The sequence below is a fragment of the Parabacteroides massiliensis genome, assembly GCF_900155425.1.
Lineage (GTDB): Bacteria > Bacteroidota > Bacteroidia > Bacteroidales > Tannerellaceae > Parabacteroides > Parabacteroides massiliensis.
The window spans coordinates 1029637-1056092 of the sequence record NZ_LT700189.1 but is presented as its reverse complement, the minus strand read 5'-3'; the positions used below and the strand labels follow the sequence as shown (position 1 = coordinate 1056092).

At 48.0% G+C, this 26456-nt stretch carries 16 protein-coding genes; 13 read left to right on the top strand and 3 right to left on the bottom strand.

Annotated features, from left to right (window positions below):
- Window positions 1-65: 65 nt before the first annotated feature.
- The 6 genes from BQ9893_RS04485 (at window position 66) to BQ9893_RS04460 (ending at window position 12432) form a co-directional block, all read left to right on the top strand.
- On the top strand, window positions 66-1046 hold the full coding sequence (locus BQ9893_RS04485) for a FecR family protein (protein WP_075964915.1): 981 nt from the start codon (window positions 66-68) through the stop codon (window positions 1044-1046).
- Window positions 1047-1277: 231 nt separating this feature from the next.
- Window positions 1278-4583, top strand: a complete 3306-nt coding sequence (locus BQ9893_RS04480) for a TonB-dependent receptor (RefSeq protein WP_244155050.1) — start codon at window positions 1278-1280, stop codon at window positions 4581-4583.
- A gap of 12 nt (window positions 4584-4595) precedes the next feature.
- Window positions 4596-6389: a RagB/SusD family nutrient uptake outer membrane protein gene (locus tag BQ9893_RS04475; RefSeq protein ID WP_075964914.1), complete on the top strand. Its 1794-nt coding sequence runs from the start codon at window positions 4596-4598 to the stop codon at window positions 6387-6389.
- 130 nt (window positions 6390-6519) lie between these two features.
- On the top strand, window positions 6520-8997 hold the full coding sequence (locus BQ9893_RS04470; RefSeq protein ID WP_075964913.1) for a hypothetical protein: 2478 nt from the start codon (window positions 6520-6522) through the stop codon (window positions 8995-8997).
- A 26-nt stretch (window positions 8998-9023) separates the two neighbouring features.
- Window positions 9024-10889, top strand: a complete 1866-nt coding sequence (locus tag BQ9893_RS04465) for an FAD-dependent oxidoreductase (protein ID WP_075964912.1) — start codon at window positions 9024-9026, stop codon at window positions 10887-10889.
- A gap of 91 nt (window positions 10890-10980) precedes the next feature.
- On the top strand, window positions 10981-12432 hold the full coding sequence (locus BQ9893_RS04460) for an alpha/beta hydrolase fold domain-containing protein (protein ID WP_075965409.1): 1452 nt from the start codon (window positions 10981-10983) through the stop codon (window positions 12430-12432).
- Between the two features lie 7 nt (window positions 12433-12439).
- On the opposite strand, the gene BQ9893_RS04455 is transcribed toward BQ9893_RS04460, so the two are convergent.
- Entirely contained in the window at window positions 12440-13600 is a 1161-nt protein-coding gene (locus BQ9893_RS04455; protein WP_075965408.1) for an MFS transporter, read from the bottom strand.
- Between the two features lie 375 nt (window positions 13601-13975).
- Here BQ9893_RS04455 and BQ9893_RS04450 point away from each other — a divergent pair, with 375 nt between their 5' ends.
- The 6 genes from BQ9893_RS04450 (at window position 13976) to BQ9893_RS04425 (ending at window position 21333) form a co-directional block, all read left to right on the top strand.
- Window positions 13976-16342, top strand: coding sequence for an ABC transporter permease (locus BQ9893_RS04450; RefSeq protein ID WP_075964911.1), 2367 nt, complete (start codon window positions 13976-13978; stop codon window positions 16340-16342).
- Between the two features lie 124 nt (window positions 16343-16466).
- The gene (locus BQ9893_RS04445) at window positions 16467-16958 is read left to right on the top strand and encodes an RNA polymerase sigma factor (RefSeq protein ID WP_075964910.1); all 492 of its coding nucleotides are present in this window, start codon (window positions 16467-16469) and stop codon (window positions 16956-16958) included.
- A gap of 4 nt (window positions 16959-16962) precedes the next feature.
- On the top strand, window positions 16963-17526 hold the full coding sequence (locus BQ9893_RS04440; protein WP_075964909.1) for a hypothetical protein: 564 nt from the start codon (window positions 16963-16965) through the stop codon (window positions 17524-17526).
- A 26-nt stretch (window positions 17527-17552) separates the two neighbouring features.
- Window positions 17553-18017 carry a DUF5024 domain-containing protein gene (locus tag BQ9893_RS04435; RefSeq protein WP_075964908.1) on the top strand — a complete coding sequence of 155 codons (465 nt, stop codon included), beginning with the start codon at window positions 17553-17555 and terminating at the stop codon, window positions 18015-18017.
- Between the two features lie 181 nt (window positions 18018-18198).
- Entirely contained in the window at window positions 18199-18879 is a 681-nt protein-coding gene (locus BQ9893_RS04430) for an ABC transporter ATP-binding protein (protein ID WP_075964907.1), read from the top strand.
- A 123-nt stretch (window positions 18880-19002) separates the two neighbouring features.
- Window positions 19003-21333: an ABC transporter permease gene (locus BQ9893_RS04425; protein WP_075965407.1), complete on the top strand. Its 2331-nt coding sequence runs from the start codon at window positions 19003-19005 to the stop codon at window positions 21331-21333.
- An 86-nt stretch (window positions 21334-21419) separates the two neighbouring features.
- Here the strand turns inward: BQ9893_RS04425 and BQ9893_RS04420 are convergent, their stop codons facing one another.
- Window positions 21420-21899, bottom strand: coding sequence for a DUF6261 family protein (locus tag BQ9893_RS04420; RefSeq protein ID WP_244155049.1), 480 nt, complete (start codon window positions 21897-21899; stop codon window positions 21420-21422).
- 349 nt (window positions 21900-22248) lie between these two features.
- On the opposite strand from BQ9893_RS04420, the gene BQ9893_RS04415 reads away from it, so the two are divergent.
- Entirely contained in the window at window positions 22249-24630 is a 2382-nt protein-coding gene (locus BQ9893_RS04415) for an ABC transporter permease (RefSeq protein ID WP_075964906.1), read from the top strand.
- Between the two features lie 31 nt (window positions 24631-24661).
- Here the strand turns inward: BQ9893_RS04415 and BQ9893_RS04410 are convergent, their stop codons facing one another.
- Window positions 24662-26431 (bottom strand): sensor histidine kinase, encoded by a 1770-nt coding sequence (locus BQ9893_RS04410; protein ID WP_075964905.1) that lies wholly within the window; start codon window positions 26429-26431, stop codon window positions 24662-24664.
- Between the last annotated feature and the right edge of the window lie 25 nt (window positions 26432-26456).

Below are 26456 nucleotides of genomic sequence, written 5' to 3'. Positions count from 1 at the left end.
TTTTTTTCGTATCGGATAGGGGGAAAGAATCGCTTGCGTGTATTTATATTTGTAAAGCGATTAAAATGGAATACGAAGACAAAAAATATATATTGAAGAAACTGATGCAGGATGCGCTGACCGAAGAAGAGCGCATAGCCTTGCAGTCGTCTCGCCGGGTGACGAAAAAAATGGAGTGGCAATGGGATAACGCTCCGGATGCAGAGAGAAGCGATTGCCCGGACGAACCGTCTATCTGGCGGAATATTTGCAGGACAGTCTGGCAACAGGGCGAAGGACGGAAAGTTGCGTTTTATAAGGTATATAGCATGGTTGCCTCCGTCTTGCTGGTATTAGGGGTGGCCGGAGTTGCTTATTTCGCGTTGCAGGACAGGGCGAATGTCCTGATGTATGTTGTAAGTTCCGGAATCCAGAATATGGAATCCGTCTCTTTGCCGGACGGGACGAAAGTGCAGATGGGACCGGGCAGCCGTTTGACTTATCCTGCCCGTTTCTCCGGTAAGACGCGCGAGATCACATTAAACGGGCAAGCCTTTTTCGATGTGGCGAAGAACCGCGAAAAACCTTTTATCGTCCACACCGAGGATATGAGCGTAGAGGCATTGGGAACCGCGTTCGAACTCTTCAGCTACGATATGGAAAACAAGATAGAAACGATTCTTCTGAATGGCAAGATCAAAGTTAGCATAGCGGACAAAGAAACAGATAAAATGCAGGAATACCTTGTCTCTCCCAATGAAAAAATCTTGATGGACCGTCAAACCGGAAAAGTCACCAAACAAATTGTTGATGCCGATAAATATACCGCTTGGCGCAAACAAAAGATGCTGAGTTTCGAAAACGAAAAACTATCCATGATCATCCCGCGCCTCGAACAATGGTATGGCAGAAAGGTGATGTGCCAGAAAGACCTCGCAGACAAATACCGGTTTACTTTCAAGGTGAGAGACGAATCGCTGGAACGGATACTTTTTATGATAAAGGTATCCTCCCCATTGCTGTATAAAGAGGTGGAGAACGGCGATTATATATTGACTTTAAAATAACTTATTATAATAATTAAATTCTAATGCCTATGGAATAAAAAAGTTAGCCTTCAAAAAAATTGGAAGATGCCGGCAAGCACCTTCCAATCAGAGAGTTTTCAAAAATGCTTGTCGTAAGGAGTCCAAGCCAAAGACTTGCATTTATTATTCATCAAAAACTATTACAAAGTTATGAAAAAAAACAGTGGCAGGGATTATTGTATCCCATTATTTAGAAAAACTAAACGTATCATGAAGATCACAACCTTATTTTCGTTAGGAGTTGCATGTTGCATTTCTGCCTCTACCTATGCGCAGAGTTACAAGGTATCGATCAACAAACAGAACAGCAGCATTATCGAAATCCTTAGAGAAATTGAAAAAAGCAGTGAATTTACATTCTTCTTTAACGACAATCGTGTAAACGTTAATAAAATTGCAAGTGTTAATGCTAAAAATGCGACACTGGAAGAAGTACTGGATCAGGTATTGAATAATACAGGATATAAGTATCAGATAATTGATCGCCAGGTATTAATCAAGGCTTCGGAAAGTTCTTCTTTGACAGGTGTGCAGCAGAATCAGAAAGTAATAACGGGAGTTGTCTTAGATGAATCAGGTCTACCGGTTATTGGCGCCAACGTGATTGAGAAAGGAACAACGAACGGAACGATTACGGATGCCGAAGGGAAGTTTTCCCTTGATGTTGCATCAGATGCAACATTAATAGTTTCCTATATAGGATACATTCAGAGTGAAATATCTGTAAAAAATAAAACAGCCGTGTCTATAACAATGAAAGAAGATGCGGAATTGTTGGATGAAGTTGTGGTGATTGGTTATGGTTCGGCACGTAAGGGTGATTTGACCGGTCCGATCTCCAGTATCAAGGGGACTTCTCTGACAGAGCGTTCTACTCAAATGCTGTCTACGGCTATGCAGGGGCAGATTTCAGGAGTGGAGGTGACGCGTTCTTCCGGTGGTCCCGGTAGTTCGGCAACCATACGTGTCCGTGGTGTCACGACACTTTCCAATAATGATCCGCTTGTTATTATTGACGGTGTGCCAGGCTCGTTGAATGATGTCGTAGCTTCAGATGTAGAGACCATGAGTGTTTTGAAAGATGCCGCTTCGGCCTCTATCTACGGGTCCCGTGCAGCAGCAGGTGTCATATTGATCACGACCAAGAGAGCCAAAGAGAATAAATTCAATTTGGATTACAATTATGAATATTCCATTGACAAACCGACTGCTCGGCCGACAAACGGGAATGTGATCGATTGGATGAATGTTCAAAATGAGATTAAGTGGAACGATGGTGCGTCTAACCCATATTCGCAGTATTCGCAGGAAACCATTAACTCCTGGATGGCTAACAACGCAACGGATCCCTATCATTATCCGGATACGGATTGGGCCGATTTGTTGTTGAAAAATACAACTTCTCATCAACAGCATAACTTTAATGTTTCAGGCGGCACGGATAAGTTGCAATCCAAATTTTCGTTCAATTACCAGACGGCAGATGGATATTATGCAAATAAGTCGTATGAACGCTATGCAGGTCGAGTCAACAACGATTATAAGATCAATTCCTGGATCCGTGCCAATATCGATATCGATTTTTCTACTTCGAAGAGTGTATCTCCTGCAACCATCAATCCTGTTTATTGGGCTTATCTGACTGCTCCCTATTACAATCCTTATTGGGAAGACGGACGCTATGCTGATGTGAAATCCGGAGCCAACCCGTTGGCTATGCTCAATGAAGGAGGAACGGACAAGAATAATTATTATAAATTCGGTGGAAAGGCCCAATTGGATTTGACTCCGATCAAGGGATTGACGCTTTCGGCTGTTTTTGCTCCCCGATATTCGTTTTTAACAGGGAAAAAGTTTGTAAAAGCAGTGAATGTGTATTATGAAGACGGAAGCACCATTGCTGCACAAAACAATAAGACTACATCTCTTAGTGAAACACGAAATATAACGCAAAGCCGTACCTATCAGTTCTATGCCAATTACCAGAACAGATGGAATGATCATTCTTTGAATGCAATGGTCGGATATGAAGGTTACAAATATAAATGGGAAAATTTGGGCGCGTCGAGAAACAATTATGAATTGGATACTTATCCTTATTTGAATCTTGGGCCGGAAGATTACCAATATAACTCAGGCAATGCAGGCCACAATGCTTATCAATCTGTATTCGGACGTGCCATGTATTCATACAAAGACCGGTATATGTTACAGGCGAATGTCCGCGCAGATGCCTCTTCTCGTTTTGCTGCTGACTACCGTTGGGGCGTGTTCCCTTCCATATCGGCAGGTTGGGTTGTTTCAAGCGAACCTTGGTTCCCCAAAAACAAACAGATCGATTATTTGAAAGTACGTGCTTCTATTGGTTCATTGGGAAATGAGCGTATCAGTGATTCTGAATTCCCATATCAGGCCGCTATCAATTTCGGAAACAGTTATATGTATGACAAGGGTTCCCAGTCGGTGACAGCCATACAAAACGCAGCGCAATATTATTATGCATTCAACAACATTACGTGGGAAACGACGACGACTTATGACGTTGGTGTTGATCTTACTTTGCTGAACAATCGTTTGACTTTGACGGGAGATTACTATTACAAGAAAACATCTGATATGCTTTTGACGTTAGGTTTCCCCTCTTATGCCGGATTCTCCGCACCGAAGCAAAATGCCGGTGATATGTACACGCACGGTTGGGAGTTTGAAGCCGGTTGGCGTGACCAGATTGGTGATATCTCTTATGGCGTATCCTTCAATCTGTCCGACTATCGTTCGAAAATGGGCTATTTAGGAGACAGAAGAACGATCGATGGCAATAAGATTTATGAAGAAGGTTCTTATTATTATGAGTGGTTCATGTATAAGACCGACGGCCTGTTTATTACAGATGCAGATCTGTATGATTCGGAAGGAAACAAGTATCCGACACTCACGGCTAACGATAAGGCCGGTAATATTAAATATGTCGATGTGAACGGAGATGGCGTTATCAATGCAGATGATAAAGTCCGTTTGGGCAATTCCTTGCCGGAGTTTCAGTTTGGAGGAAATCTTTCCTTGGGTTGGAAGGATTGGGACTTCTCGCTTTCTTTCCAAGGCGTAGGACATCAGAATGTACTCTTTAATTCAGCTTGGATTCAACCGTTGAAAGAACAATGGGGAGCCGTGCCCTCTCTTGTGTTGGGCAACTATTGGAGCCAGCATAATACGGAAGACCAGAACAGGAATGCCAAATATCCTCGTCTGACCTATACCAATACGACCAATACTTATACAGGGTCTGATTATTGGTTGTTCAACGGAGCTTATTTCCGTGTCAAGAACATCACATTGGGATATTCGTTGCCACAGAAACTTATGGATAAGTGTTTCATCAGAGGGCTTCGGATATACGCTACAATAAACGATCTTCCAGCTATAAGCCATTATCCTAAAGGATGGGATCCGGAAATAGGCGCAAGTTCCGACTTTATATCCACTTCTTTTACATTTGGCGCTAATGTTAAATTTTAAATTTATAGTGATATGAAAAAGATAAAACTTTCTATATGTACCGCATCTCTATTCATGCTCATGTCGTGTGTCGATCTTAATTTAAATCCTCTTTCTGAAGGATCAAGCGAGAATTGGTATTCTTCTCAGGCAGAAATAGAAATGTCTTTGAATGATTTCTATCGTACGGATTTTTTCCCGATTGACGATATGACATGGGGAGATGATGTGACTGCCCGAAACACAACATCGGCTGTGAATAACGGGACATTGACATCTGAAGACGGAACGATTGCCAAACGTTGGGAAAACTATTATAAAGGCATCGCTCGTGCTTTGCGTATAATCAAAAATATGGATCGTGCACGTGCTATGGGCGTGTCGGAAAAAGATATAGCCCAATATGAAGGTGAAGCCTATTTCTATTTAGGATATGCTTACGGTATGCTGGCTTTCCATTGGGGTGATGCGATCCTGGACAAAGAGGGCATGAGCCTGGAGGAAGCTTACACCGCTTCCCGTTCTCCGAAAGCCGATGTGTTGGCTTACAGCTACGAATGCTTGGACAAGGCAGCGGAACGTTTGCCGAATAGTTATTCAGGTATCCAGCGTGCCACGAAAGGGGCTGCTTATGCATTTAAAGCGAGAATCGCCATTTATAATGAAGATTACGCTACCGCTGCCGTAGCGGCCAAGAATTGCATGGATTTGAATGTATATAAATTGCATGCCAACTATCGGGATTTGTTTACGGCTTCTTGGTCTGACGAATGGATTTTCTTCTTCCGTGGGGATGTGACGTTGAAGAACTATTATTGGGCTGCATCTGATGTCCTGAATTGCATCTCTCGTCTTTCAGGCGGATGGGGTGGACAAAAGGCTCCGTCTTATGAATTGGTTTGTGCTTATCCTTGCATTGACGGCAAACCGATCGACGAATCTCCGCTTTACAACCCGAAAGACTTTTTTGAGAACCGGGATCCACGTATGGCAATGACGATTGTGCCTTTTGCGACAGCATACAACAAAAGCGTGCTGGATGGAACGTATGATCCGCAGGATTATAAATGGTTAGGCTATGAATATTCTCCATCTCCCATAAAAACAACCGTCCAAAGAATTTCTGACGGAGCGCAAGTAGGGAATAATGATTCTAAAGCAAGAGCGGAACATGCTTCATACACCGGTTTGTTGTTTAAAAAATATATCGATGAATCGTTTTTGGAAAATGGTAAAGCGGGTGCACCGACTACTTATCCCATGCTGCGTTATGGCGATGTCTTGTTGATGTATGCTGAAGCGATGAATGAGATGAACCAATGTAGCCAAGAAGTGCTGGATGCAACGATCAATAAATTGCGTGAAAGAGCTTACAACGGAACAGGCCTTGAGTATCCGAGAGTAACGGAAGGAACGCAGCAACAGCTACGTACGATCATCCGTACCGAGCGTTTCATTGAAATGGCTTGGGAAGGTCATCGTTATAGCGATTTGATCCGTTGGAAGATTGCCGGTAAAGTTTTTAACCGTCCGATTTATTTCTTGAATCGTGCATGGTCCGGCAGTACCTCTTGGGGTGGCGATGAAAATGCCGTTTCTGCTGAATACAAACAGTTGATTCAGAACTGGAAAGATGGTAACTATCCGATAGGCGGCATTCCGCAGATCGATGAAGACGGCATTGCCGATTTAAGCGAAATGGCGGAAAAGGGATATATCACTGTGGCAACAGAACGTAAATTCGATGAAAGCCGCGATTATTTGTGGCCGGTACCTGCTGCAGATAGACTTATCAATGAAAATCTGTCACAAAATCCGAAATGGTAATGTTTTTTGAAGTTAAAATAATTTGATTAATAGGGTATAGTCGATATATTGGGGCTTCTCTGTTTATATATTATCATATAGAAATATGAGAAGCCCTTTTTTTGATATTTTACCTAAAACAGTAGATGATATGAAATTGAATGTTGTTGGTTTATTAGCCGCATTTTCCCTGTTCGGTTGTACGACACAGAAAGATGTCAAAAAAGCGCCGGATTCCATATCCGGCATTTATCCCCGTTTGGCTTATTATAATAATGAGGGCGAATGCGGGACGGGGGCTGTCGTGCCTTGGGCCGATCGTTTATGGGTGGTTACTTATGGGCCTCACTTGCCGAATGGCTCTTCCGATAAATTGTATGAGGTGACGTCCGATTATCGGCAGATCGTACATGACGAGAGCATCGGTGGCACACCTGCAAACAGAATGATTCATAAAGAAAGCGATCAACTTTTCATTGGTCCTTATGCGATTGATAAAACAGGAAAAGTCCGTGTGATACCTTATACGGTAATGCCTGGACGGCATACCGGAAATGCCCGTCACCTGACGGATCCTGCCAATAAGATTTATTATGGGACAATGGAAGAAGGCTTTTATGAGGTGGATGTAAATACACTTGAGGTAAAAGAACTGTACCAGGATGGAAATAACAAGAAACAAAAAAAGAATGATACGGATGCCGGGCCTGTAAACGCTTTGTTGCCGGGTGTACATGGCAAAGGGCTATATTCCGGGCAAGGGCGTATGTATTTTACGAACAACGGAGAAGGGACCCAGGAAGCATTGAGAAAGTTTGACGTGGAGGCCGGAGTTCTGGCTGAATGGGACGGAAAGGATTGGAAAACGGTTCGTCGTAACCAGTTTGTCGAAGTGACGGGCCCGGGTGGAATCTATGGCAATGCGAATCCTGAGACAGACCCTATTTGGGCGACCGGATGGGATTACAAGTCGATTATTTTAGGCGTGCGTGATGCTAAAAAAGGATGGTCTTTCTATCGTTTGCCTAAAGCCAGCCACAGTTATGACGGAGCGCATGGTTGGAATACGGAATGGCCGCGTATCCGAAATGTCGGGACTGAGTCGCAACCTGAATATTTAATGACGATGCACGGGATGTTCTGGCATTTCCCGGCTATGTTTACAGCCGGTAATTCTGCCGGAATCCGCCCACGTTCCGCCTATTTGAAGGTGATCGGCGATTTTACCCGTTGGAATGATCAATTGGTTTTCGGTTGTGACGATTCTGCTCAAAAAGAATTCTTGAATAAACGAAAAGCGAAGGGCAACATAGAAGGTCCCGGCCAATCCAATTCAAATTTGTGGTTCACCTCTTTGACAAAGCCTGACGAATTAGGACCGGCTACAGCCGAGGGTGCAGTCTGGGCGAAAGAGAGCGTAAAAGCGAATGAAGTTTCCGAGCCCTTTTTGTTCAGTGGCTGGACCAATCGTTTCGGTTGGGTGAAAAACGAAGGCAAGCAGCCCGTGACATTTACGTTCGAAGTGGATGAATCAGGCAATAATGAATGGAAGACACTGAAATCGGTAACAGTCAACGCCGGAAAAGCAGTCTCCGTGCCGTTCAGTGCGATGGAGAAAGGAGAGTGGATTCGGGTGAAAGCAGATAAGAACACGATGGCGACGGTAAGTTTCAATTATACGGCAGCAGATACCCGTTCGGCCTCTTCAGACCCGATCTATAAAGGTTTGACTCCGGTTGATAAAGCAACGACGACCGGTGGCTTGTTGTACGGATTGGGCGATAACCGCCGTGCTTTAGGTTTGTTGGCCAATGTGGCGGCAGAAGGGAAGGTCACGGAAACCGGTTATTATGAAATGGGTGAAGAATTGGAACTGGTCCGTAAAGAAGATGCCGAAACAGCCGATTTCATCCGTAATAAGTTTGCAATACCGGAACAAGTCATAACAATTGACGAGAGTTCGGTCCTGGTTGTGGATGATTCAGGCCGCCGTTGGCGTTTGCCTTTGGGACAAGAAACGTATAAGGCGCTGACAGATCAGGGATTACTCCGTATTTGCCGTGAAGTCGCAACAGAACGAGATCTGTTCTCCTGCATGGGTACGTTTTACGAACTTCCGGCTGAAAATGCGGATGGCTATGCAAAGATTCGTCCTATATCGACACATAATTATCGCATCAATGATTATGCCTCTTATCGAGGCATGCTTGTCTTGACAGGCGTGACTCCCGAAGAGGGCAGAGACAATCCTCATGTTGTCGTATCCGATGACGGGAAAGCAGCCGTTTGGGTTGGTGTCATAGATGATTTGTGGTCTTTGGGTAAACCGGTCGGCCAGGGTGGCCCATGGAAGGATGCGGATGTAAAAGCAGGTATCGCTTCTGATCCTTATCTGATTGCTTTTTACGATAAAAAAGAACTTGCCCTGTCTCACCAATCTGATAAAAATGTGGTAATGACTGTCGAGGTTGATCCGACAGGAAACGGTGATTGGATGGAGTATGCCTCTTATACGGTAAAGCCGGGAGAAAAACTTGTTCAACAACTTCCGGAATCGTTCCAGGCAAGATGGATTCGTTTCGTTTCGGATACGGATACGAAAGCGACAGCTTGGCTGAATTATAGATAAAGTGTGATAATAGAAAGCAACATATCATGAAGACTCGTGTAATTTTAGCATTATTGTTTTTAGTGAGTTTGGGAACCGGCCGAGCGGCAGAACTTTTTGTCGAAGCCGAAAGTTTCAGCAACAAAGGAGGTTGGAAGGTAGACCAGCAGTTTATGGATTTGATGGGATCACCCTACCTTTTGGCGCACGGGATGGGTGTACCCGTCGATGATGCTTCGACCGAAGTGACGTTTCCTGAAAAAGGAGAATATTATGTATATGTCCGTACCTACAACTGGACTTCCCCGTGGAAAAAAGGGGAAGGTCCCGGTAAATTCAGTTTGTCTGTCGGGGGTAAGAAGATGACCTCTCCTTTGGGAGCGGAGGGTTCTGCCTGGATGTGGCAGATTGCCGGAAAGGTGTCTGTCAAGAATCTGAAAACCGTAATCAAACTGCATGATTTGACCGGATTTGACGGTCGTTGCGATGCGGTCTACTTTACCACGGAAGCCGGCAAGATGCCTCCGTCGGATATCAAGGAGCTGGAAGCATTCCGCCGTAAAGCATTGGGGCTGCCGGACGAAGCACCGGTTGCCGGCAAATATGACTTGGTGGTTGTGGGAGCCGGTATAGCAGGGATGAGTGCGGCTGTGTCGGCCGGCCGTTTGGGCTGTAAGGTGGCTTTGATCAATGACCGTCCTGTGGTAGGTGGAAATAACAGTTCGGAGATACGTGTTCATTTGGGAGGCCGTATCGAAGAAGGGACTTATAAGGAACTTGGCGGCCTGCAGAAAGAATTTGGCCCGGAAAAGGGAGGCAATGCCCAACCTGCCGAAAATTATGAGGACCAAAAGAAAATGGATTGGCTGGCAGGAGAAAAGAATGTGTCTCTTTTCCTGAACTATCGTGCGATAGGGGTGACGAAGGAAGGCGATAAGATCACATCGGTTGTTGTCAAGCACATCGAAAGCGGTAAAGAGTTAAGGTTCGAGGCTCCTCTGTTTTCCGATTGTACGGGAGACGGGACGATCGGTTACCTGGCGGGCGCCGACTTCCGTATGGGACGTGAAGGCCGTGACGAGTTTGGTGAAAGCATCGCCCCGGAGAAAGCAGACAAGTTGACAATGGGTTCTTCCGTCCAGTGGTATTCAGTGGATAACAAGAAGTCGAGTCCTTTTCCGGAGTTCAGCTATGGAGTGGAGTTCAACGACAAGAATTGCGAAAAGGTGATGATGGGAGAATGGACCTGGGAGACCGGTATGAATTTCGACCAGATCAAGGACTTCGAACGTATCCGTGATTATGGGATGCTGGTCGTCTATTCGAACTGGAGTTATCTGAAAAACCATATGAAGGAAAACGCCCCGTATAAGAACCGCAAATTAGGCTGGGTGGCTTATGTGGCCGGCAAGCGTGAATCTCGTCGTCTGATGGGCGATTATATTTTAAAGGAAGACGATGTCACGAAAAACGTGTTCCATGAAGACGCCTCTTTCGCCACGACATGGAGCATCGATTTGCATTGGCAGGACCCGAAAAACAGTGAATATTTCCCCGGCAATGAATTTAAGGCTGTCACGAAGCATATCTTGATTTATCCGTATGCCGTTCCGTATCGTTGCCTGTATTCGCGCAATGTGGACAACCTGTTTATGGCCGGCCGTAATATCAGTGTCACCCACGTGGCCTTGGGAACGGTTCGTGTGATGCGGACGACAGGTATGATGGGCGAGGTAGTCGGTATGGCCGCGTCATTGTGCAAGAAATACGGCGTGACGCCCCGTGGCGTTTACCGTTCGCATCTGGATGATTTGAAGACATTGATGAAAGAGGGTGTGAACAAGAAAGGATTGCCGAACAACCAGCGTTATAACGAAGGAGGTATGTTGAAAGACAAACCGGTTGTCCAATAAAATACCTCAAAGTCAAAGAAGAACCAGGTGCGTGTTATCCGCGTATCTGGTTCTTCTTCATTTCAAATATAATCTTGCAAGCCTGAAAGCCATGAAACATAGATATCTTTCTTTATATCTGTTATTATTTTCTTTATTGTGCTGTTCCGTCGCTACCACCGGACAGGAGAAAAAGCAGGAACGGTTTACCCTGATGGGATTAGGTGATTCCATTACGGAAGGAGCGGATTTTTTCACTTGCTATTTGTATCCGCTTTGGGAGAAATTGTTTACAGCCGGGTATCAGTTTGATTTTATCGGTCCCCGTGAGAGCAAATGCCGGATCGGAACGCTTAATCATTGCGGTTTCAGCGGCAAGAATGTAGAGTTTTTGGCGTCGAAGATCGACAGCCTCTACCGGCTTTATCCGGCAGATATCGTATTGCTCCATGCCGGCCACAACCATTTTGCGGAAGAAAAGCCTGTCTCCGGAATGATTGCTTCTTACAAGTCTATTATCAACACAATACTGGCGATCAACCCGGAGGCCCGTATTTTGGTCGCCCAGGCAATACCAAGCGGGAAACTGCCTAAATATTCGTATATCCCGGAATTGAACGAGAAGATAGCGGAAATGGTTGCCGGACTAAACTCAGGACAAGTCTTTTTGGTCAATCAGGCACAGGATTTTGATTGGCGAAAATATACGGTTCACGATAAAGTACATCCGAATGAAGCCGGCGCGGAAAAAATGGCGGCTGTCTGGTTTGAAGCGTTGAAAAAAGTATTGGCTCCTTCAGAGATGGCCTTTTCTCCGGAGATAATCGGGTATAAAAAATTGGAAAAAGGAGATTCATTGACACTTCATGTCTTTAGGCCCCGGAATATGAAGGCCGGCGAGAAAAGGCCGGCGATTGTGTACTTTTTCGGAGGCGGTTGGAAATTAGGTACTCCGCTTCAGTTTTACCGTGAATGTGCTTATTATGCATCAAAAGGAATGGTTGCCGTATCGGTTGACTATCGGATCGAGTATCTGCATCATTCGACTCCGTTCGAGAGTTTCGAGGACGCCAAAGATGCAATCTGCTGGTTGCGAAGCCATGCTTCGGACTGTCAGCTTGATCCGGATAAGATAGCCGTTGCCGGAGGTTCTGCCGGAGGGCATTTGGCTGCCGCCCTCGGAACGATCGGAAGTGAGGAGGCTGTTTCGGCGGGTTACAGGCCGAATCTCTCCGTGTTATATTATCCGGTTGTAGACATGGTTTCGCGAGGTTATGGTTTTCCGGAAATCCAAAGAGATTTCAAACAAATCTCGCCGCTCCATCATGTGTCGAAAGCAACTCCTCCCACTCTGATATTGCTTGGGACGAAAGACCCTCTCGTTTCGGTCGAAACGATTGAAACTTACCGGGATAAACTTTTGCAGAAAGGTGTGGATTGCGAACTCCATCTTTTTGAAGGGGCCGGACATCCGATCTTTCTATACAGAAAGCCGCTTACGGAAGATTATTATAAGGTCCGGACTTTGACGGACGATTTTTTGAAAAGACAGGGATTCCTGTAGCTTTCTTTTAGTCTGCTTCTTTTCTGAACTGCAACACTAAGAATATCCCTCCCGGTAACAGTATGATCCCGGCTGAAACGAGCAGGGCTGCCTGGAGGGAATACATGTCATTCAGCCAGCCGATGAAGGGGGCGATAGCGGCGAACATCAGACGGATAATGAAGTTACGGATGGAAAGCACCGTCGCCCTCATCTCGGAAAAGGTCATCTGGTTGATATATCCTTTCAGGATAGGAGTGGCAAACCCGCGAAATATGTAAAAGACGAGCAGGATGGCAAGGCCGGCGTATGTCAGGTTGAAAGCGAGCGCGACATATCCGCCGACGATCACCGCAAGGATGAGGACTCCCATCTTGCGCGGCCCGAAATAGTTGTCCACGCGGTCGGACCAGAGGGCGGCAAGTCCGACCGTCAGGTTCAGTACCGTCCAAATGACGCCATACCAGGACACGGGCGTTTTCAGATACATCAGCACCGGCTGTACGAACCAGGCCATCGTGAGGGTGCCCGCCCCGATGATTCCGGAAAACATAATGTTATAGCAGAGCTTTTTGTTGGTGACCAAAGAATATTTGATGATCCGCACAATTTCGCCGACCGGATTCCGGATTTTGCCCGAACGGTTTATTTCCTTCAGCGCGAATGCCGCAGGAATGCCGGTGAAAGCAATGATCGCCTGGCCATAAAAAGGAAACCGGAGAGAATAAGCCGCCAGTAACCCGCCGAATATGCCTGCAAGCGCTTCCGCAAAATTGCCGATCATGGTGATGCGCCCTTCATACCGCAGATATAAGTTCTCTTTTTTGTATTGTGCGGTCGTATCGTACAGCAAGGCCGAATCCGCTCCATTCACCATCGTTTGCCCCGTCCCCAGCAAGATTTCGGCAAAAAGAAAAGCCGTGAATGTCGATGTGAACGAATAGCACAGATATCCGAAAAAGAAAAGGATACACCCGCATATCAGACATTTGCGCCGTCCCCAGACATCGGCCAGATAACCCGAAGGTATCTCCAACGCTACGGCAGCTACCGAATAGACGCTCTTCAGTATAAACACGTCCTGCAATCCTAACCCGTGTTTTTCGTAAAAAAGCACGATGATGGGCATTACCAGTGTGAACCATTTGGATAGTTTGATCAGATAGAGAGCAAGTATGTTCCGTTTCATGGTGCAAAAATAGGGAATATGTGAGTAACCCCGGTTAACAGGCACGGCCTTTCTTTTGTAACATCTTGTTTTTATCAAAATGTCACTACACCCCGTCTAAATCGGATTACTACCCCGTGTTTTGGAAATTAGTAGCAAGGGTAATATTTTTTAACATAGCAAACGGTCGTGCTTTTTAGGGATAAAGGTGACAAAATGCTTTTTGCGGAAAAAAGACGCGGTTAAACCCCGGAGTGTCTAATTATTGTACACCATTGTCAAATAATTGGACACTTGGAAAAAATGGCTGTGCGTTTATCTGTTTGTATATTAGTGTGTTGGTCGTTTTGGCACGCTTTTTGAATCTTAATGGGCAGAATATAATAAATACACGATATGAAAAACTTGAACATAGCATTACGTTCGCTATTTAAGAAAGGCAGAAGTAACGGGATAAAGATATTATCCTTGGGAGTCGGACTGGCAATGGGGCTTGTCCTTATATCGAAAGTTTGTTTTGAACGTTCGTTTGATAAATTTTATCCGGACAGCGACCGCATTTACCGTTTGCATGAGAATATCATCCGGGACGGAGAATATAAGTCTTATGGACAGGTGAGCGGAGGTGTGGCCACGGCTATGCAGGTCGAGATCCCGGAAGTTGAAAAGGCAACCCGCCTGACCTATATGGGAGGAGAAAGGGAGTTCTTCAAGACAAAGGACGGAAGCCGTTACTCGGCCCGTTATGTCGTGATGGGCGATACGAATGTTTTCGACGTCTTGCCGCGTCCCATACTGATCGGAAACCCGAAAGAGACTTTGGCCCGTCCGGGATACGTGATGGTCTCGAACCGTATAGCCAAATTGTTGGGAGGCCCGGAACAGGCTTTGAACAAGGAATTCGAATTTGAATCCAGTCCGGGACAGACCTATACGATAGGCGGGGTGTTTGAAGATGTCCCTGAAAATTCACATCTGCGTTTTGAGATCATCGCTTCTTTGGAAGGAATGAGTAAATGGAGTCGTGAAAACTGGTTGGGGAATGACCGTTACCTGGGATATGTGAAACTTTATCCCGGCACTGATCCGAAAAGCCTGGCGACTGCCATCCGCGAGATGCAGGGACGGCATTGCGATCTGGAGGAGGTGAAAAAAGCGGGAGTCGATTTGACCTATAGCCTGGTTCCGCTGATAGACATGCACAGCAACAGCGATGAGGTGAAGGGCATGAATACCCTATTGGGCTTATTGGCTTTTGTGCTCATCTTTACGGCTGTGATGAACTATGTGCTTATCGTGATTTCCACGCTGATCAACCGGACCAAAGAGGTCGCCGTTCATAAATGTTATGGGGCTTCCGATAGAGACCTGTTCGGCATGATCATGTCGGAAACGTGTCTGCATATGCTGATTTCTCTGCTGCTTGCCGCTTTCCTGATCGTTCTGTTCCGTACGAAAACGGAAGAACTGCTGGGAGCTACGTTGGGCGCGTTGTTTTCGGTACAGACCCTTGTGGTTCTGGCCGGTATCTGCGTCGTGATCTTTTTCATCACCGGTTTGATCCCGACCTATATGTTCCTGCGTATTCCGGTGGCAGCCGCGTTCCGTAATATTAAAGAGTCGCGCAGGTATTGGAAACTTTGCCTGCTGTTCGTCCAGTTTCTGGCTACATCCTATCTGGTGGCGTTGTTGTCGGTCATCAATAGGCAATATGATTATATGGTGAATGTCAACCCCGGATATGCTTATGAGAAGTTGGCTTATTGCTCGACATGGGGCGTGGACGAATCCGTCCGGAACGTGGCAATCGAGGAGTTGCGCAAGATACCCGAAGTAGACATGGTTTCGGCCTGCTATGCCCTGCCGATTTCGAGGATGTCGGGAAATAATGTTTTGCTTCCCGGAGATGATCGCGAGCTGTTCAATATTGCCGACATGTATGCGGTGAAAGATGGTTTCTTTCCCCTGATGGAGATTCCGGTCATTGAAGGAGAAGTGTTCCGTTCGGATGGGTCGGCCTCGAACAAAGTGATGGTCAGCCGTTCTTTCGTCAAGAAGATGGAGCGGGTGGCCGGTTGGACCGGGAGCGCGATAGGCAAGAACGTTATAATTACGGAACATAGCCATAATGGGGCGCCGCTTACCATCTGCGGCGTATATGAAGATATTTGTATCGGTAGCACCGGCCATCCGGACCCACGTCCGACGGTCCTGTTCTATGGTGAAAATACACCGATGATTTTGATCAAATTCCATGAGATGTCTCCGGAGAACCTGAAAAAGGCGCAAAAAGTGCTGGAAGGCGTAATGCCCGACCGGAATGTTACGGTGACGGCTTACTATATGGATATGATCGACCTGTATAAAGATTCCCGCATGTTTCGCGACTCGGTCCTGATCGGCGGCCTTGTTACCTTGATTATCGCTTTGATCGGCCTGTTGGGATATACCAGCGACGAGACGAACCGCCGCGGACGCGAAATAGCGATCCGCAAGGTGAACGGGGCGACGGCATGGGACATCCTGAAGATGATCTCCCAAGACATCTCCTATATTGCGGTTCCGGCTATTGTGATCGGCATGACGGTCGCTTATTATTCCGGTATGGGATGGTTGGAGAATTTTACGGAAAGGGCGCCCATCGGATTTTTCATCTTCCTATTCGGCGCTATGTCGGTCTACGCGTTGATCATCGCATGTGTCCTGTACCGCGCATGGACGGTGGCGAATTCCAATCCGGTCGAAAGTTTGAAATCGGAGTAGTCCGGGATATTGTTTTCCCGGTGGGTAAATAAAAACACACCCGGCAGGTAACCAAGAATACTTGCCGGGTATTTTTTTTATAAACCATGTTACGTTTGTCCGAGTGGCGTGTCTTTTTAATAGAATGGAACAAGAACAGTTTAAAATAGAAGTCGTACCCTTGCGGGGAAAGTTGTCGGGATGTGCCCGGCGTCTGCTGGATGACCCCGAAGATGTGGAGGATGTCGTCCAGGAGGTGTTCCTGAAGTTGTGGTATATCCGTGATGAATTGGAACGCTACGACAGTGTGGAGGCTCTTGCCGTGCAGATTACGAAACATCTTTGCCTGAACCGTCTCCGTACATTCCAGTACAAGCCGGAAAAACTGTCCGGCTCGGCGATGCTTGCGGCAGATGATGATCCGTATATCGCGTTGGAACAGAAAGACAGCGTCAGCCGGGTGATGCATATCATGGAGCAGCTTCCCGGCCTCCAGCAGACGATACTGCGGATGAAGCATGTCGACGGCTTCGAAGTGAAGGAGATTGCAGAATTGACCGGCAGTACGCCTGAAGCCGTCCGGGTGAACCTCTCGCGTGCACGTAAAAAAGTCAGGGAACTATTCTTAAAAATGTAACAAGATGAAAGCAGACGAATATATCTATATCGAAAACCTATTGGAACGTTTCTTCGAAGGGGAGACAACCAATGCCGAGGAGCAGGAGCTGTATGCCTTCTTCGCCCGTCCGGAGTTGCCGGAGCATCTGAAAAACTACCGTCCGGTATTCGGATATTTTGAAACCGGGATTGCCGGGGAGATGGAAGAAAGGCAAAAAACTTCGAAGGCGGCCCGTCGTATTTCTTTTTTTAAAAGAGGATTATGGATGGGGATGGCAGTAGCGGCTTCTTTGTTGTTGTTCTTATTCTTGAACAAAGGAGAGGGGATCGGGGAAGATGATTTCAATCCGTATGCCGGTAGCTACATCATTCGTAACGGCGTGAAGACGGAGATACCTGAAGCGGTGGCGCGTGAGTTGGACGAGGTGATCCGGCAGGCAGAAAAAAAGCAGTACGAAAAGGAACGGCTGGCGTTGTGTCCTTTGCGCCAGTACGAGAAAACAATGGATAATATCCAAACGAAAGAGAACGAAGTCGAGCGGTTCGAATCGGATATCGAGAGGTTGGAGAGGGAACATAAGGACTAATGATGATTCATTTAATAACATAAAGTATGAAAACAAGAAATTTTATTTTAACAGCCGCCCTGTTGATGACAGGGAGCTTGGCAGGCGATTTGCTGGCGCAGGCGAATCTGAATGCATTGATGAAAAAATGCGAGTCGATGGAGAAGGTAAATGTCGATGTGATCTACGATAAAGACCGGAAAACGAAGAAGCCGGTAAAAGAGGTGATTACGATCACATTTTCGAGAAAGGATAATCCGAAATTGCTGGATGAGTTTCTCGATGCGTTCAGAAAGGACAAGGAATCTGCCTATAAGGTGATGGAATCGAAAATAGACGGTAAGGTTATGCCGTCTTTCTACCGTTTTGCAGCCGGGACTTCGGATATCTCTTTTTCATTGGAAGATTTGAACAAAAAGTTCAAAGGAAACGAATATATGCTTCGGAACGGAGAAATACGAATCACGAAGATTGAACGTTTCGACTTCAAGGAAGAAAGCGAATGGGGATAAACCTTGCCCTGTTTTTTCTGGTGAGTGTCTAATATCTTTACACCACTGTCCAAAAATTAGACACTTACGGGAAATATCAAAATTATTATAGAACTGTAAATAAGTGGTTTATGATGTTTGGCACGTTGTTTGCTAATAATAAGGCAAGAAAGAAGTAATAACAACAAAAACTGATACAGTCATGATTAAAATTGAAGGATTAAGCAAGTTTTTCCGTACGGAAGAAGTAGAAACGATAGCATTGAACGGGGTGTCGATGGAGGTGAAGGATGGGGAGTTTGTCGCCATCATGGGACCTTCCGGCTGTGGCAAGTCCACCTTATTGAATATTTTGGGTTTGCTGGACAACCCGACATCGGGCGACTATTACTTGGCAGACAAGGAAGTCGGGCATCTGAAAGAAAAAGAACGTACGCAAGTGCGTAAAGGGAATATCGGTTTCGTGTTCCAAAGCTTCAACCTGATCGACGAACTGAACGTGTTCGAGAACGTGGAATTGCCGCTTACCTACCTGAAAGTAAAGGCAAGCGAGCGCAAGCAGATGGTCAACGACATACTGAAACGTATGAACATCAGCCATCGTTCCAGTCATTTCCCGCAACAACTGTCCGGAGGCCAGCAACAGCGTGTCGCCATTGCCCGTGCCGTCGTTTCGAACCCGAAGATCATCCTCGCCGATGAGCCGACCGGTAACCTGGACTCCAAGAACGGAGCCGAAGTGATGCAACTCCTGACCGAACTGAACAAAGAGGGAACCACCATTGTCATGGTGACACACTCCAAACACGACGCGAGTTTCGCCCACCGGGTGATCAACCTGTTCGACGGTAGCATCGTGTCGTCTGTAAGCGAATTCATTTAATTTTTCTAAGATAGAACATAGACACATTCTAATTTATTTAGTGATCATATCCGGCTTGGGAAAGTCGGGTATGTTCTTTATGAGATATGGGTTTGGAGTTATGAATTATAAATGGAATACACGATGAATAATCTGTTAAATATAAAATCTTTCCTGAAATTCCTGAGCCGGAACAAGGGATACACGGCGATCGATGTCTTCGGCTTGTCCGTTTCGCTGATGTTCGTGATCCTGATTGCGGTATATGTGGAACGGGAGTTGAATATCGACAAGCAGCAGGCGAATTACGACCGGATCGTTGCCATTGGCAATGAAGAGTTTTTGGAATCGGCCGTGCCGGTTTCCTATTGGCTGGAAGAGCGTTATCCGGAGATAGAGAAAGTCTGCCCGGTCATTACGGACCAGGGGAAGGGCTGCCAAATTTTTTATGGCGACAAGAAGTTGACGGGCGATCTTGTGTATGCGGATTCGACATTCTTCGACGTCTTTTCGTTCAAAATGCTCGATGGTGACCGCGACCGGGTATTGGCAGATCCCTACAGTGCGGTTGTTTCGGAAAGTTTTGCCCGGAAGGTGTTCGGTGGTGACGATCCGATCGGGAAGAGCTTGCGTATCAGCGACTCGACCAATGTCATGGTGACCGGTGTCATGGAAGACATCAACCGTTCGGTGATTCCGAACACAGACCTGGTGGTGCGTATCGAGCGGGTGACGGAGTTCAACCAATCATTGTCGAAGGAGAACCAGGGCAACGCCGGCTCCTGTATTTCGTTCCTATTGCTGAAGCCGGGGATGGATTTGAAGGGGCGGACGGATGAGATACTGAGCTTTTTCAAGGAGCGGTATTGGCTTTACAAGATGGATTTCGTGAAGGAAGTGCGCATCGTTCCGCTTTCGGAGATTTATTTCGGAAACACGATGGTGCATAGCTTGAACCAAGGCGACAAGCGTTTTTCGTTGGTCCTGATGTCCGTCGGCATCCTGATCTTGATTTTTGCGATCATCAACTATATCAACCTGACGGTGGCACAGGCCGGCCAGCGGGCGAAGGAGATGGCGACACGCCGCCTTTTGGGTTCTTCGCGTGTGGAACTGTTCCTCAGGCTGATGTTGGAGGCTACCTTCCTGACGGTCGTTTCGTTTGCCATCGGGCTGATGTTGGCCAAAGTTGCACTGCCGTATGCCAATGACTTGTTGCAGGTGCGCTTGACGTTCGATGTGCTGGTGACACCGCTTTGGATAGGGGCGATCGTCCTGTTTATCGTGCTGACGGGGGCTTTGTCGGGGTTGCTTCCGGCTTTGATGATCTCGTCGGCCAAACCGATCGACGTGGTGCGCGGGACGTTCCGCCGGCAGACGAAGATGGTGTTCAGCAAGGTCTTCATCACGTTCCAGAATGTGATCACGATCGCCATGATCGCTGCCTCGCTGACGATGTATCTCCAGATCGACCATCTGATCCATGCGCCGTTGGGCTACAACACGGCGAACATAATCGAATCGGACAATATTTTCCGTTCGAAGAGCGAGATGGAACGGGCGGAAGATATGTTGCGCCAGCTTCCGATGGTCAAGGCCGTCGGCCACAGCAACGGGACGCCTTCGAGCGGGACGAACAACATGAGCGGCACTTACGAGGACAAGTCGCTCAGCTTCCAGCAAATACAAGTCGACAGCGCCGCTTTCCGTATTTTCGGTTTCGAGATCAAGTCGGACAACCATGTGGCCAATTCCGACCAGGGTTGGTACCTAAACGAACTGGCTTTTAAACAGATGGAATTACCCGAAGATGCTCCTTCTTTCAGATGGGGCGAGAATGCGACCCCTATATTAGGTGTGATCCGTGATTTCCAGTTGAGAGACATCACGCAGGAGAATTCGCCGGTGATGTTCCGTTTCCGAAAGACGGAATCGGACTGGTGGCCGTGGAGCTATGTGGTCGAAGTGCAGGGCGATCCTGTCAAGGCATACGAGTCTGTGCGCAAGGTGTTCGAGGAAGTGTCGGGGGTTCCTTTCGAGGGGAAATTTATCGACCAGAGCATTCAAGAGCATTTCGAATCGCAGATCCGTCTGACAAAGATTGTGGTGATCTTTGCCTGCATTGCGATCCTGATCTCACTGTTGGGGCTGCTTGCGATGTCGACCTATTTCATCCTGCAACGTTCGCAGGAGGTGGCGATCCGCAAGGTGTTCGGTTCGGACAACCGGGGAATCCTGGTGCGCCTCGTCGGCACGTTCCTGATGTATGTCGGGATTGCGTTCGTGATCGCGACACCGCTGAGCTGGTTTTTCATGAATCAATGGCTGGCGGACTACAGCTACCGGATCACGCTTAGCCCGCTGATCTTCATCACAGCTGGCCTTTTCTGCCTCCTGATCTCCTTCCTGGCTGTCTTCTTCCAGAGCTGGCAGGCAGCGAATGCCAATCCGGTAGAGAGCGTGAAAAGCAATTGACAATTGATAATTAGAAAAAACGGGCTTCGCGAACGGGAAAAATCCCAATGCGAAGCCCGTTTTTTTTGCTCTTAATGATTAATAGCCTACAGTTCTCCCGGTCTCTCGTCGTCCGGCTTGCCGCCGCCTTCCGGCTTTTGGGCAGCTTTTTTGGCGTTGAGGGTTTTGCGGGTGGCGAGGATGGTTTTCTGGCGGTCGATGAGGTTGTTCAGGTTGTTGATGATCTCCAGATAGTCGGTATCGCCGTTCACTTCGGCCAACGCGTTGAGACGTTTGACGATGGCGCGGTAGGCCGCGTCGGTATCCTGGCGGGCTGTTTTAGTCGCGCCGGTGACGATGGTAGCCTGCTGGCTGTTGCGGTTGGTGAAGATGACGATGAATTTTTCATTTGCCTCTTTCAACCGTGCCACCCATCTGTCGAGGCCTGCCATTTGGAGGCGGTTGGTGACATTGTCCAGCGAAACGCCGTCGAGCGGCGAGCTTGCCGGATCGGACAGTTCGCCGGGGCGTTCTTCTTCTTCCTCGCGGTTATCAAATTCTTCCAAATCCTGGATCAGGTTTGTCACGGCACTGTTTTCGGCCAGGTAAGGCAATTCTTTGTTTTCCTGTTCGCATGCCGCATGTCGGGATGTTTTTTCCAGCCGTCTTACCGGTCGGTGTCACATCGTAGGCAAAAGTACCTTAAATTAGATAGGAAATAATCTTTTTATCCTTTGATTTTCAATAGATATTAAAAATGTCTGAATTGTCGGGAGAAAGGCGACGCGAAACTGTCAAAATATTGGACACTCTTGTCTAAAATTTGGACAGAGAGTGTCGGTTGTTGCTTTGGTATAACTCTGCGATTCAATCAATTATGCGTTGTGGCATAATTTTTGTATCTTATCGAGCATAATAGAACAAATACAATCAGTGATGAAAACACTTTTGCGCAACTTCTTGAGTGTACTCAGGCGTTTTAGGATGGCGGCAGGACTGAATATCATAGGTCTGTCTGTTGCCTTTACAGCATTCTTGGTGATTATGATGCAGGTGGACTACGACCGGCGTTTCGACCGTTGCCATCCGAAGGCAGGGCGGATCTTCCTGGCCGAACTCTGCGACAGTGTGATGGCGAACGGACGCGTGATCTATCCCGGCGCTTTTCCCGACGTACTGATCGCCTCTTCTCCCCATATCGAGGCGGGGACGATGATCACTCCTTATGACAAACGGAACTATCTCTCGGTCGGCGAGGGGAGCGAGGCGAAAGGATTTCGCGAGAATGTGACGACTTGCCATCCTGCCATCGTGGATATGTTCGGGTTCTCTTTTGTCGAAGGGGATAAGGATTGTCTTGCCGATCCCGAAAAGGCGATTATCCCGGAGAGCATGGCACGGCGGATGTTCGGCGGCGAACCGGCTGTAGGGCGGCAGCTCCATTTCAAGGAGAGTGTCTGGACGAAGGTCGGCCGTGACCTGACGGTGGGGGGCGTCTACCGCGATTTTCCGGAGAATACACAGCTGGGCAATACGATCTACTCCGCAATCGATGCCTCTTACCGCAAACCTACCGAGTGGGGTGGGTCGAACTGGCTCTGCTACCTGCTCCTCGATAGTCCTGAATCTGCCAAGGCTGTGGAGGACAATTTCAATCGGACGTTCGATTTCTCACAAATCTGGGGATGCGAACATCTGCACCTCCGGTTGCTGCCGCTTGAAGATATTCATTATATGAATATGCAGGACGTCTGGGGAAGCAGTCCCCTCAGGACACAAAGCCCGGAGACGGTACGCTTGCTTTTCCTCATTGCCTGGTTAATCCTGTTGATTGCGGCAGTCAATTATATGAATTTCAGTACGGCGCTCACCCCCATGCGCATCCGGAGCATCAACACGCAGAAGGTGTTGGGGAGCCCGGACGCGACGCTCCGCCTGTCGTTGCTGGTGGAGGCGGCGGGGATTTGCCTGATGGCCTATCTCTTGGCGCTCGTCTGGGTCTATCTGTTGAACCGGGGGCAATACCTGTCGTTCGTGGAGGCGGATATCCGGTTGCTGTCGAACCTTTTCCTCGTGATAGCGACAGGGGCGATCGCCTTGTTGGTGGGGGTCCTGGCGGGTATCTATCCGGCCTGGTATATCACCTCTTTCCCGCCTGCGCTGGTGCTGAAAGGGAGTTTCGGCCTGTCGCGGAGCGGGCGGCGGTTGCGCACGGCGTTGATAGGATTCCAGTATATCGTCTCCATCGCCCTGATTGTCGGGGCGTGTATCATCCAGTTGCAGAACTATTTCATGCGCCATTATGCGCTTGGGTTCGATCGGGACCAGATCATGATCACCGAGCTTAGCCGCGACCTGTGCACCCGACACAAGGAGGCTTTTACCAACCAGTTGATGAAATATCCCGATATAGAAGGCATCGCTTTCTCCGCCCAGAAGGTCGGGGGCGAGGATGCCTATTCGACTTACAAGTTTACGCACAAGGAAGAGACTTTTTTCGGTTTCTTTCTAAATGTCTCCCCTTCGTTTCTCGATGTGATGGGGATCAGGGTGACGGATGGCAATGGTTTTTCGCCATCGGACGACGAGGATGGCAATTTCCATTTTATATTCAACGAGACGGCTCGCCGGGCGAACAATCTCGAAGTAGGGGGGATGATCGACATGGGGTGGTGCGCGGGACGGATCGCCGGTTTTATAGGTGATGTGAAGCTGACTTCGCTCCGGGAGGAGGAACAGAACATCGCTTTCTGTGTCTCGCCCGGCAATGGCTTCCAATGGTTGGGTTATGCCTATATTCGTCTCAAGGCGGGGGCGGATGTGACGAAGGCGGTCGAACGTCTTCGCGAGGTGGTGGCGGGGCTGGATGCTTCCTATCCGTTGGAGGTGGAGTTCTACGATGCGTTCTATAACCGGCTGTACCACCGCGAGGAGTTTGTGAAGAAGATGGTGACAGGGGCGAGCTTGCTGGCGATCCTGATCTCGGTCGTCGGTGTCTTCGGGCTGGTGATCTTCGAGACGCAGTACCGCCGGCGGGAGATCGGTATCCGCAAGGTCTACGGGGCGACGGTGACGGATATCCTGCTGATGTTTAATCGCAGGTATCTTATGATCGTCGTGGTCTGCTTCCTCCTTGCCACACCGGTCGCTTATCTCTCGGTCGCCGGCTGGCTCGAAAATTTTGCCTATCGTACGCCTGTCTACTGGTGGGTGTTCGCCTTGGCTTTCGGTGTCATCTTCCTCGTCACCTTTCTGACCGTTTCCTTCCAGAACTGGCGAACGGCTAATGAGAATCCGGTGGATAGCGTGAAGGAGTAGTTACTTTTCTTTCAAGAGAAAAGTAACTACATCAAATTTTTTTCTTTAAAGTAAAGAAAAACGTCATCCCCTTGCCCAGCCCGCTCTTGGCGGAGATCTGCCCTTTGTGGAAGTTCACGCCGTTTTTGACGATGGAGAGTCCCAGGCCTGTCCCGCCGACTTTGCGGCTGCGGCCCTTGTCGACACGGTAGAAGCGTTCGAAGATGCGGTTCACGTGTTCTTCCGAGACACCGACACCATTGTCCGAGAAGCTGAAATAGTAGAACTTCGGATCTTCCTTGTAGCAATTCACCGTGATATGGATGCCCTCGCCCGCATATGCGATCGCATTGTCGTAGAGGTTGCGGAAGATGGAGTAGAGCAACGAGTAGTTGCCATGAATCGTCGGGTCGCCCGGCAGGATCACCTCTGTCGTGATCTTCTTTTCTTCCATCTCCTTCGAACATTCCTTCTCGATCTCGCCAACCAGTTTGCGGATGTTCACTTCCGACAACTCGAACATTTCGGAAGCCTCGTCCAGGCGGTTCAAAACAGAGATGTCGCGCAGCAGCCCCGTGAGCCTCGTGCTCTGCGAGTAGCAGCGTTCGAGGAAGAACCGGCGCTTGTCTTCCGGCAGTTCCGGGTTGCTGATGATCGTTTCGAGATAACCCTGGATGCTGCTGACGGGAGTTTTCAGCTCGTGCGCCACGTTCTGGGTCAGTTGCCGTTTCATCCGGCTCTCTTCTTCCTGGCGGGATATGTCGTTGATGGATATCTCGTAGCTGTTGTCGAGAAACAGGATACATTCGATCAGGAAAATCTTCCCGTTCTTGTCCACCGTGACCGATTCGCGCAGCACTTTACGCTTGCGGTTCGTATTCGGGATATTTTGGGAGATGAACTTCTGGATCGGTTCCAGTTCCGGGATGTCGATCGCATCTTCCGACTGCCGTATCTGTATGTCGGAAATCAGGTTTGCGAACTGTACGAACAGGATGTTGGACAATATCTCCCTTCCTTCCGGCGTGAACATGGCGAAACCCTCCTTTGCGTATTGGAAATGCTTGATCAGTTTCTCGCGTTCCATCGAAAGTTCGTTCTTGGCCTTCTGCTGGCGGTGGTAAAGCCCGACGATGTTCTTCGAGATGTCTCCAAGCTCGTCGTTGGGAAAGACATATTCGTTTTCCGATATGCGGCCTTTCTCCACGTTCAGGGCGAAGTCGCGCAGTTTCGAGATCGTCTGCCCGATGCTGAACGTGAAACGCGAGAGGACGAAGAAGAATATCAGCGTCATCAACGCCATGAAGTAGATGAAATCCTTGTCGATCGTCAGTACGCGCTGCGTGTAAGGATCCCACGGAAGGGCGGAGCGGTAGATATAGCCGCCGATATTCGTCGCCGTGTAGAAATAGCGCTTGCCGGTCGAGTTGGACGAGCGGATGGCGAACCCTTCGTTGTAGAGGCGTGCCTTGCGCACCTCGCTGCGGTCGTTATGGTTGTTGAACTCCTCTGCGCCGCTATTGTCGAACAGGACTTTGCCTTCCGGGTCGATAATGGTCACGCGAAGATCCTTTTGAGGAATGTCGGCGATAAACCGGTGGACCACCTTGTTGATGTCTTCGGCCTGCTGCGTGCGGCGGAAGAGCTGGTAGTTGTAGTTCCCCAACACGTTATTCAACTTCTCCTGTGCAAATTCCCGTTCCCGCTGATACTGGAACAGCAAGAAGCAAGCCGTGAATCCCAGGAACATGGCGAATATCGACCAGAAAAGCCGTTGGCTGAAAGGTATCCTGCTGTTTGTCGTTGATTCTATCTTGACCATAATATGAGTTGAAAGTTAAAAGTTG

Excerpts from the sequence above, each read along its gene's own strand:
- BQ9893_RS04485 (WP_075964915.1), top strand. The coding sequence starts at position 66 with ATGGAATACGAAGACAAAAAATATATATTGAAGAAACTGATGCAGGAT.
- BQ9893_RS04480 (WP_244155050.1), top strand. The coding sequence starts at position 1,278 with ATGAAGATCACAACCTTATTTTCGTTAGGAGTTGCATGTTGCATTTCT.
- BQ9893_RS04475 (WP_075964914.1), top strand. The coding sequence starts at position 4,596 with ATGAAAAAGATAAAACTTTCTATATGTACCGCATCTCTATTCATGCTC.
- BQ9893_RS04470 (WP_075964913.1), top strand. The coding sequence starts at position 6,520 with ATGAAATTGAATGTTGTTGGTTTATTAGCCGCATTTTCCCTGTTCGGT.
- BQ9893_RS04465 (WP_075964912.1), top strand. The coding sequence starts at position 9,024 with ATGAAGACTCGTGTAATTTTAGCATTATTGTTTTTAGTGAGTTTGGGA.
- BQ9893_RS04460 (WP_075965409.1), top strand. The coding sequence starts at position 10,981 with ATGAAACATAGATATCTTTCTTTATATCTGTTATTATTTTCTTTATTG.
- BQ9893_RS04455 (WP_075965408.1), bottom strand. The coding sequence starts at position 13,600 with ATGAAACGGAACATACTTGCTCTCTATCTGATCAAACTATCCAAATGG.
- BQ9893_RS04450 (WP_075964911.1), top strand. The coding sequence starts at position 13,976 with ATGAAAAACTTGAACATAGCATTACGTTCGCTATTTAAGAAAGGCAGA.
- BQ9893_RS04445 (WP_075964910.1), top strand. The coding sequence starts at position 16,467 with ATGGAACAAGAACAGTTTAAAATAGAAGTCGTACCCTTGCGGGGAAAG.
- BQ9893_RS04440 (WP_075964909.1), top strand. The coding sequence starts at position 16,963 with ATGAAAGCAGACGAATATATCTATATCGAAAACCTATTGGAACGTTTC.
- BQ9893_RS04435 (WP_075964908.1), top strand. The coding sequence starts at position 17,553 with ATGAAAACAAGAAATTTTATTTTAACAGCCGCCCTGTTGATGACAGGG.
- BQ9893_RS04430 (WP_075964907.1), top strand. The coding sequence starts at position 18,199 with ATGATTAAAATTGAAGGATTAAGCAAGTTTTTCCGTACGGAAGAAGTA.
- BQ9893_RS04425 (WP_075965407.1), top strand. The coding sequence starts at position 19,003 with ATGAATAATCTGTTAAATATAAAATCTTTCCTGAAATTCCTGAGCCGG.
- BQ9893_RS04415 (WP_075964906.1), top strand. The coding sequence starts at position 22,249 with ATGAAAACACTTTTGCGCAACTTCTTGAGTGTACTCAGGCGTTTTAGG.
- BQ9893_RS04410 (WP_075964905.1), bottom strand. The coding sequence starts at position 26,431 with ATGGTCAAGATAGAATCAACGACAAACAGCAGGATACCTTTCAGCCAA.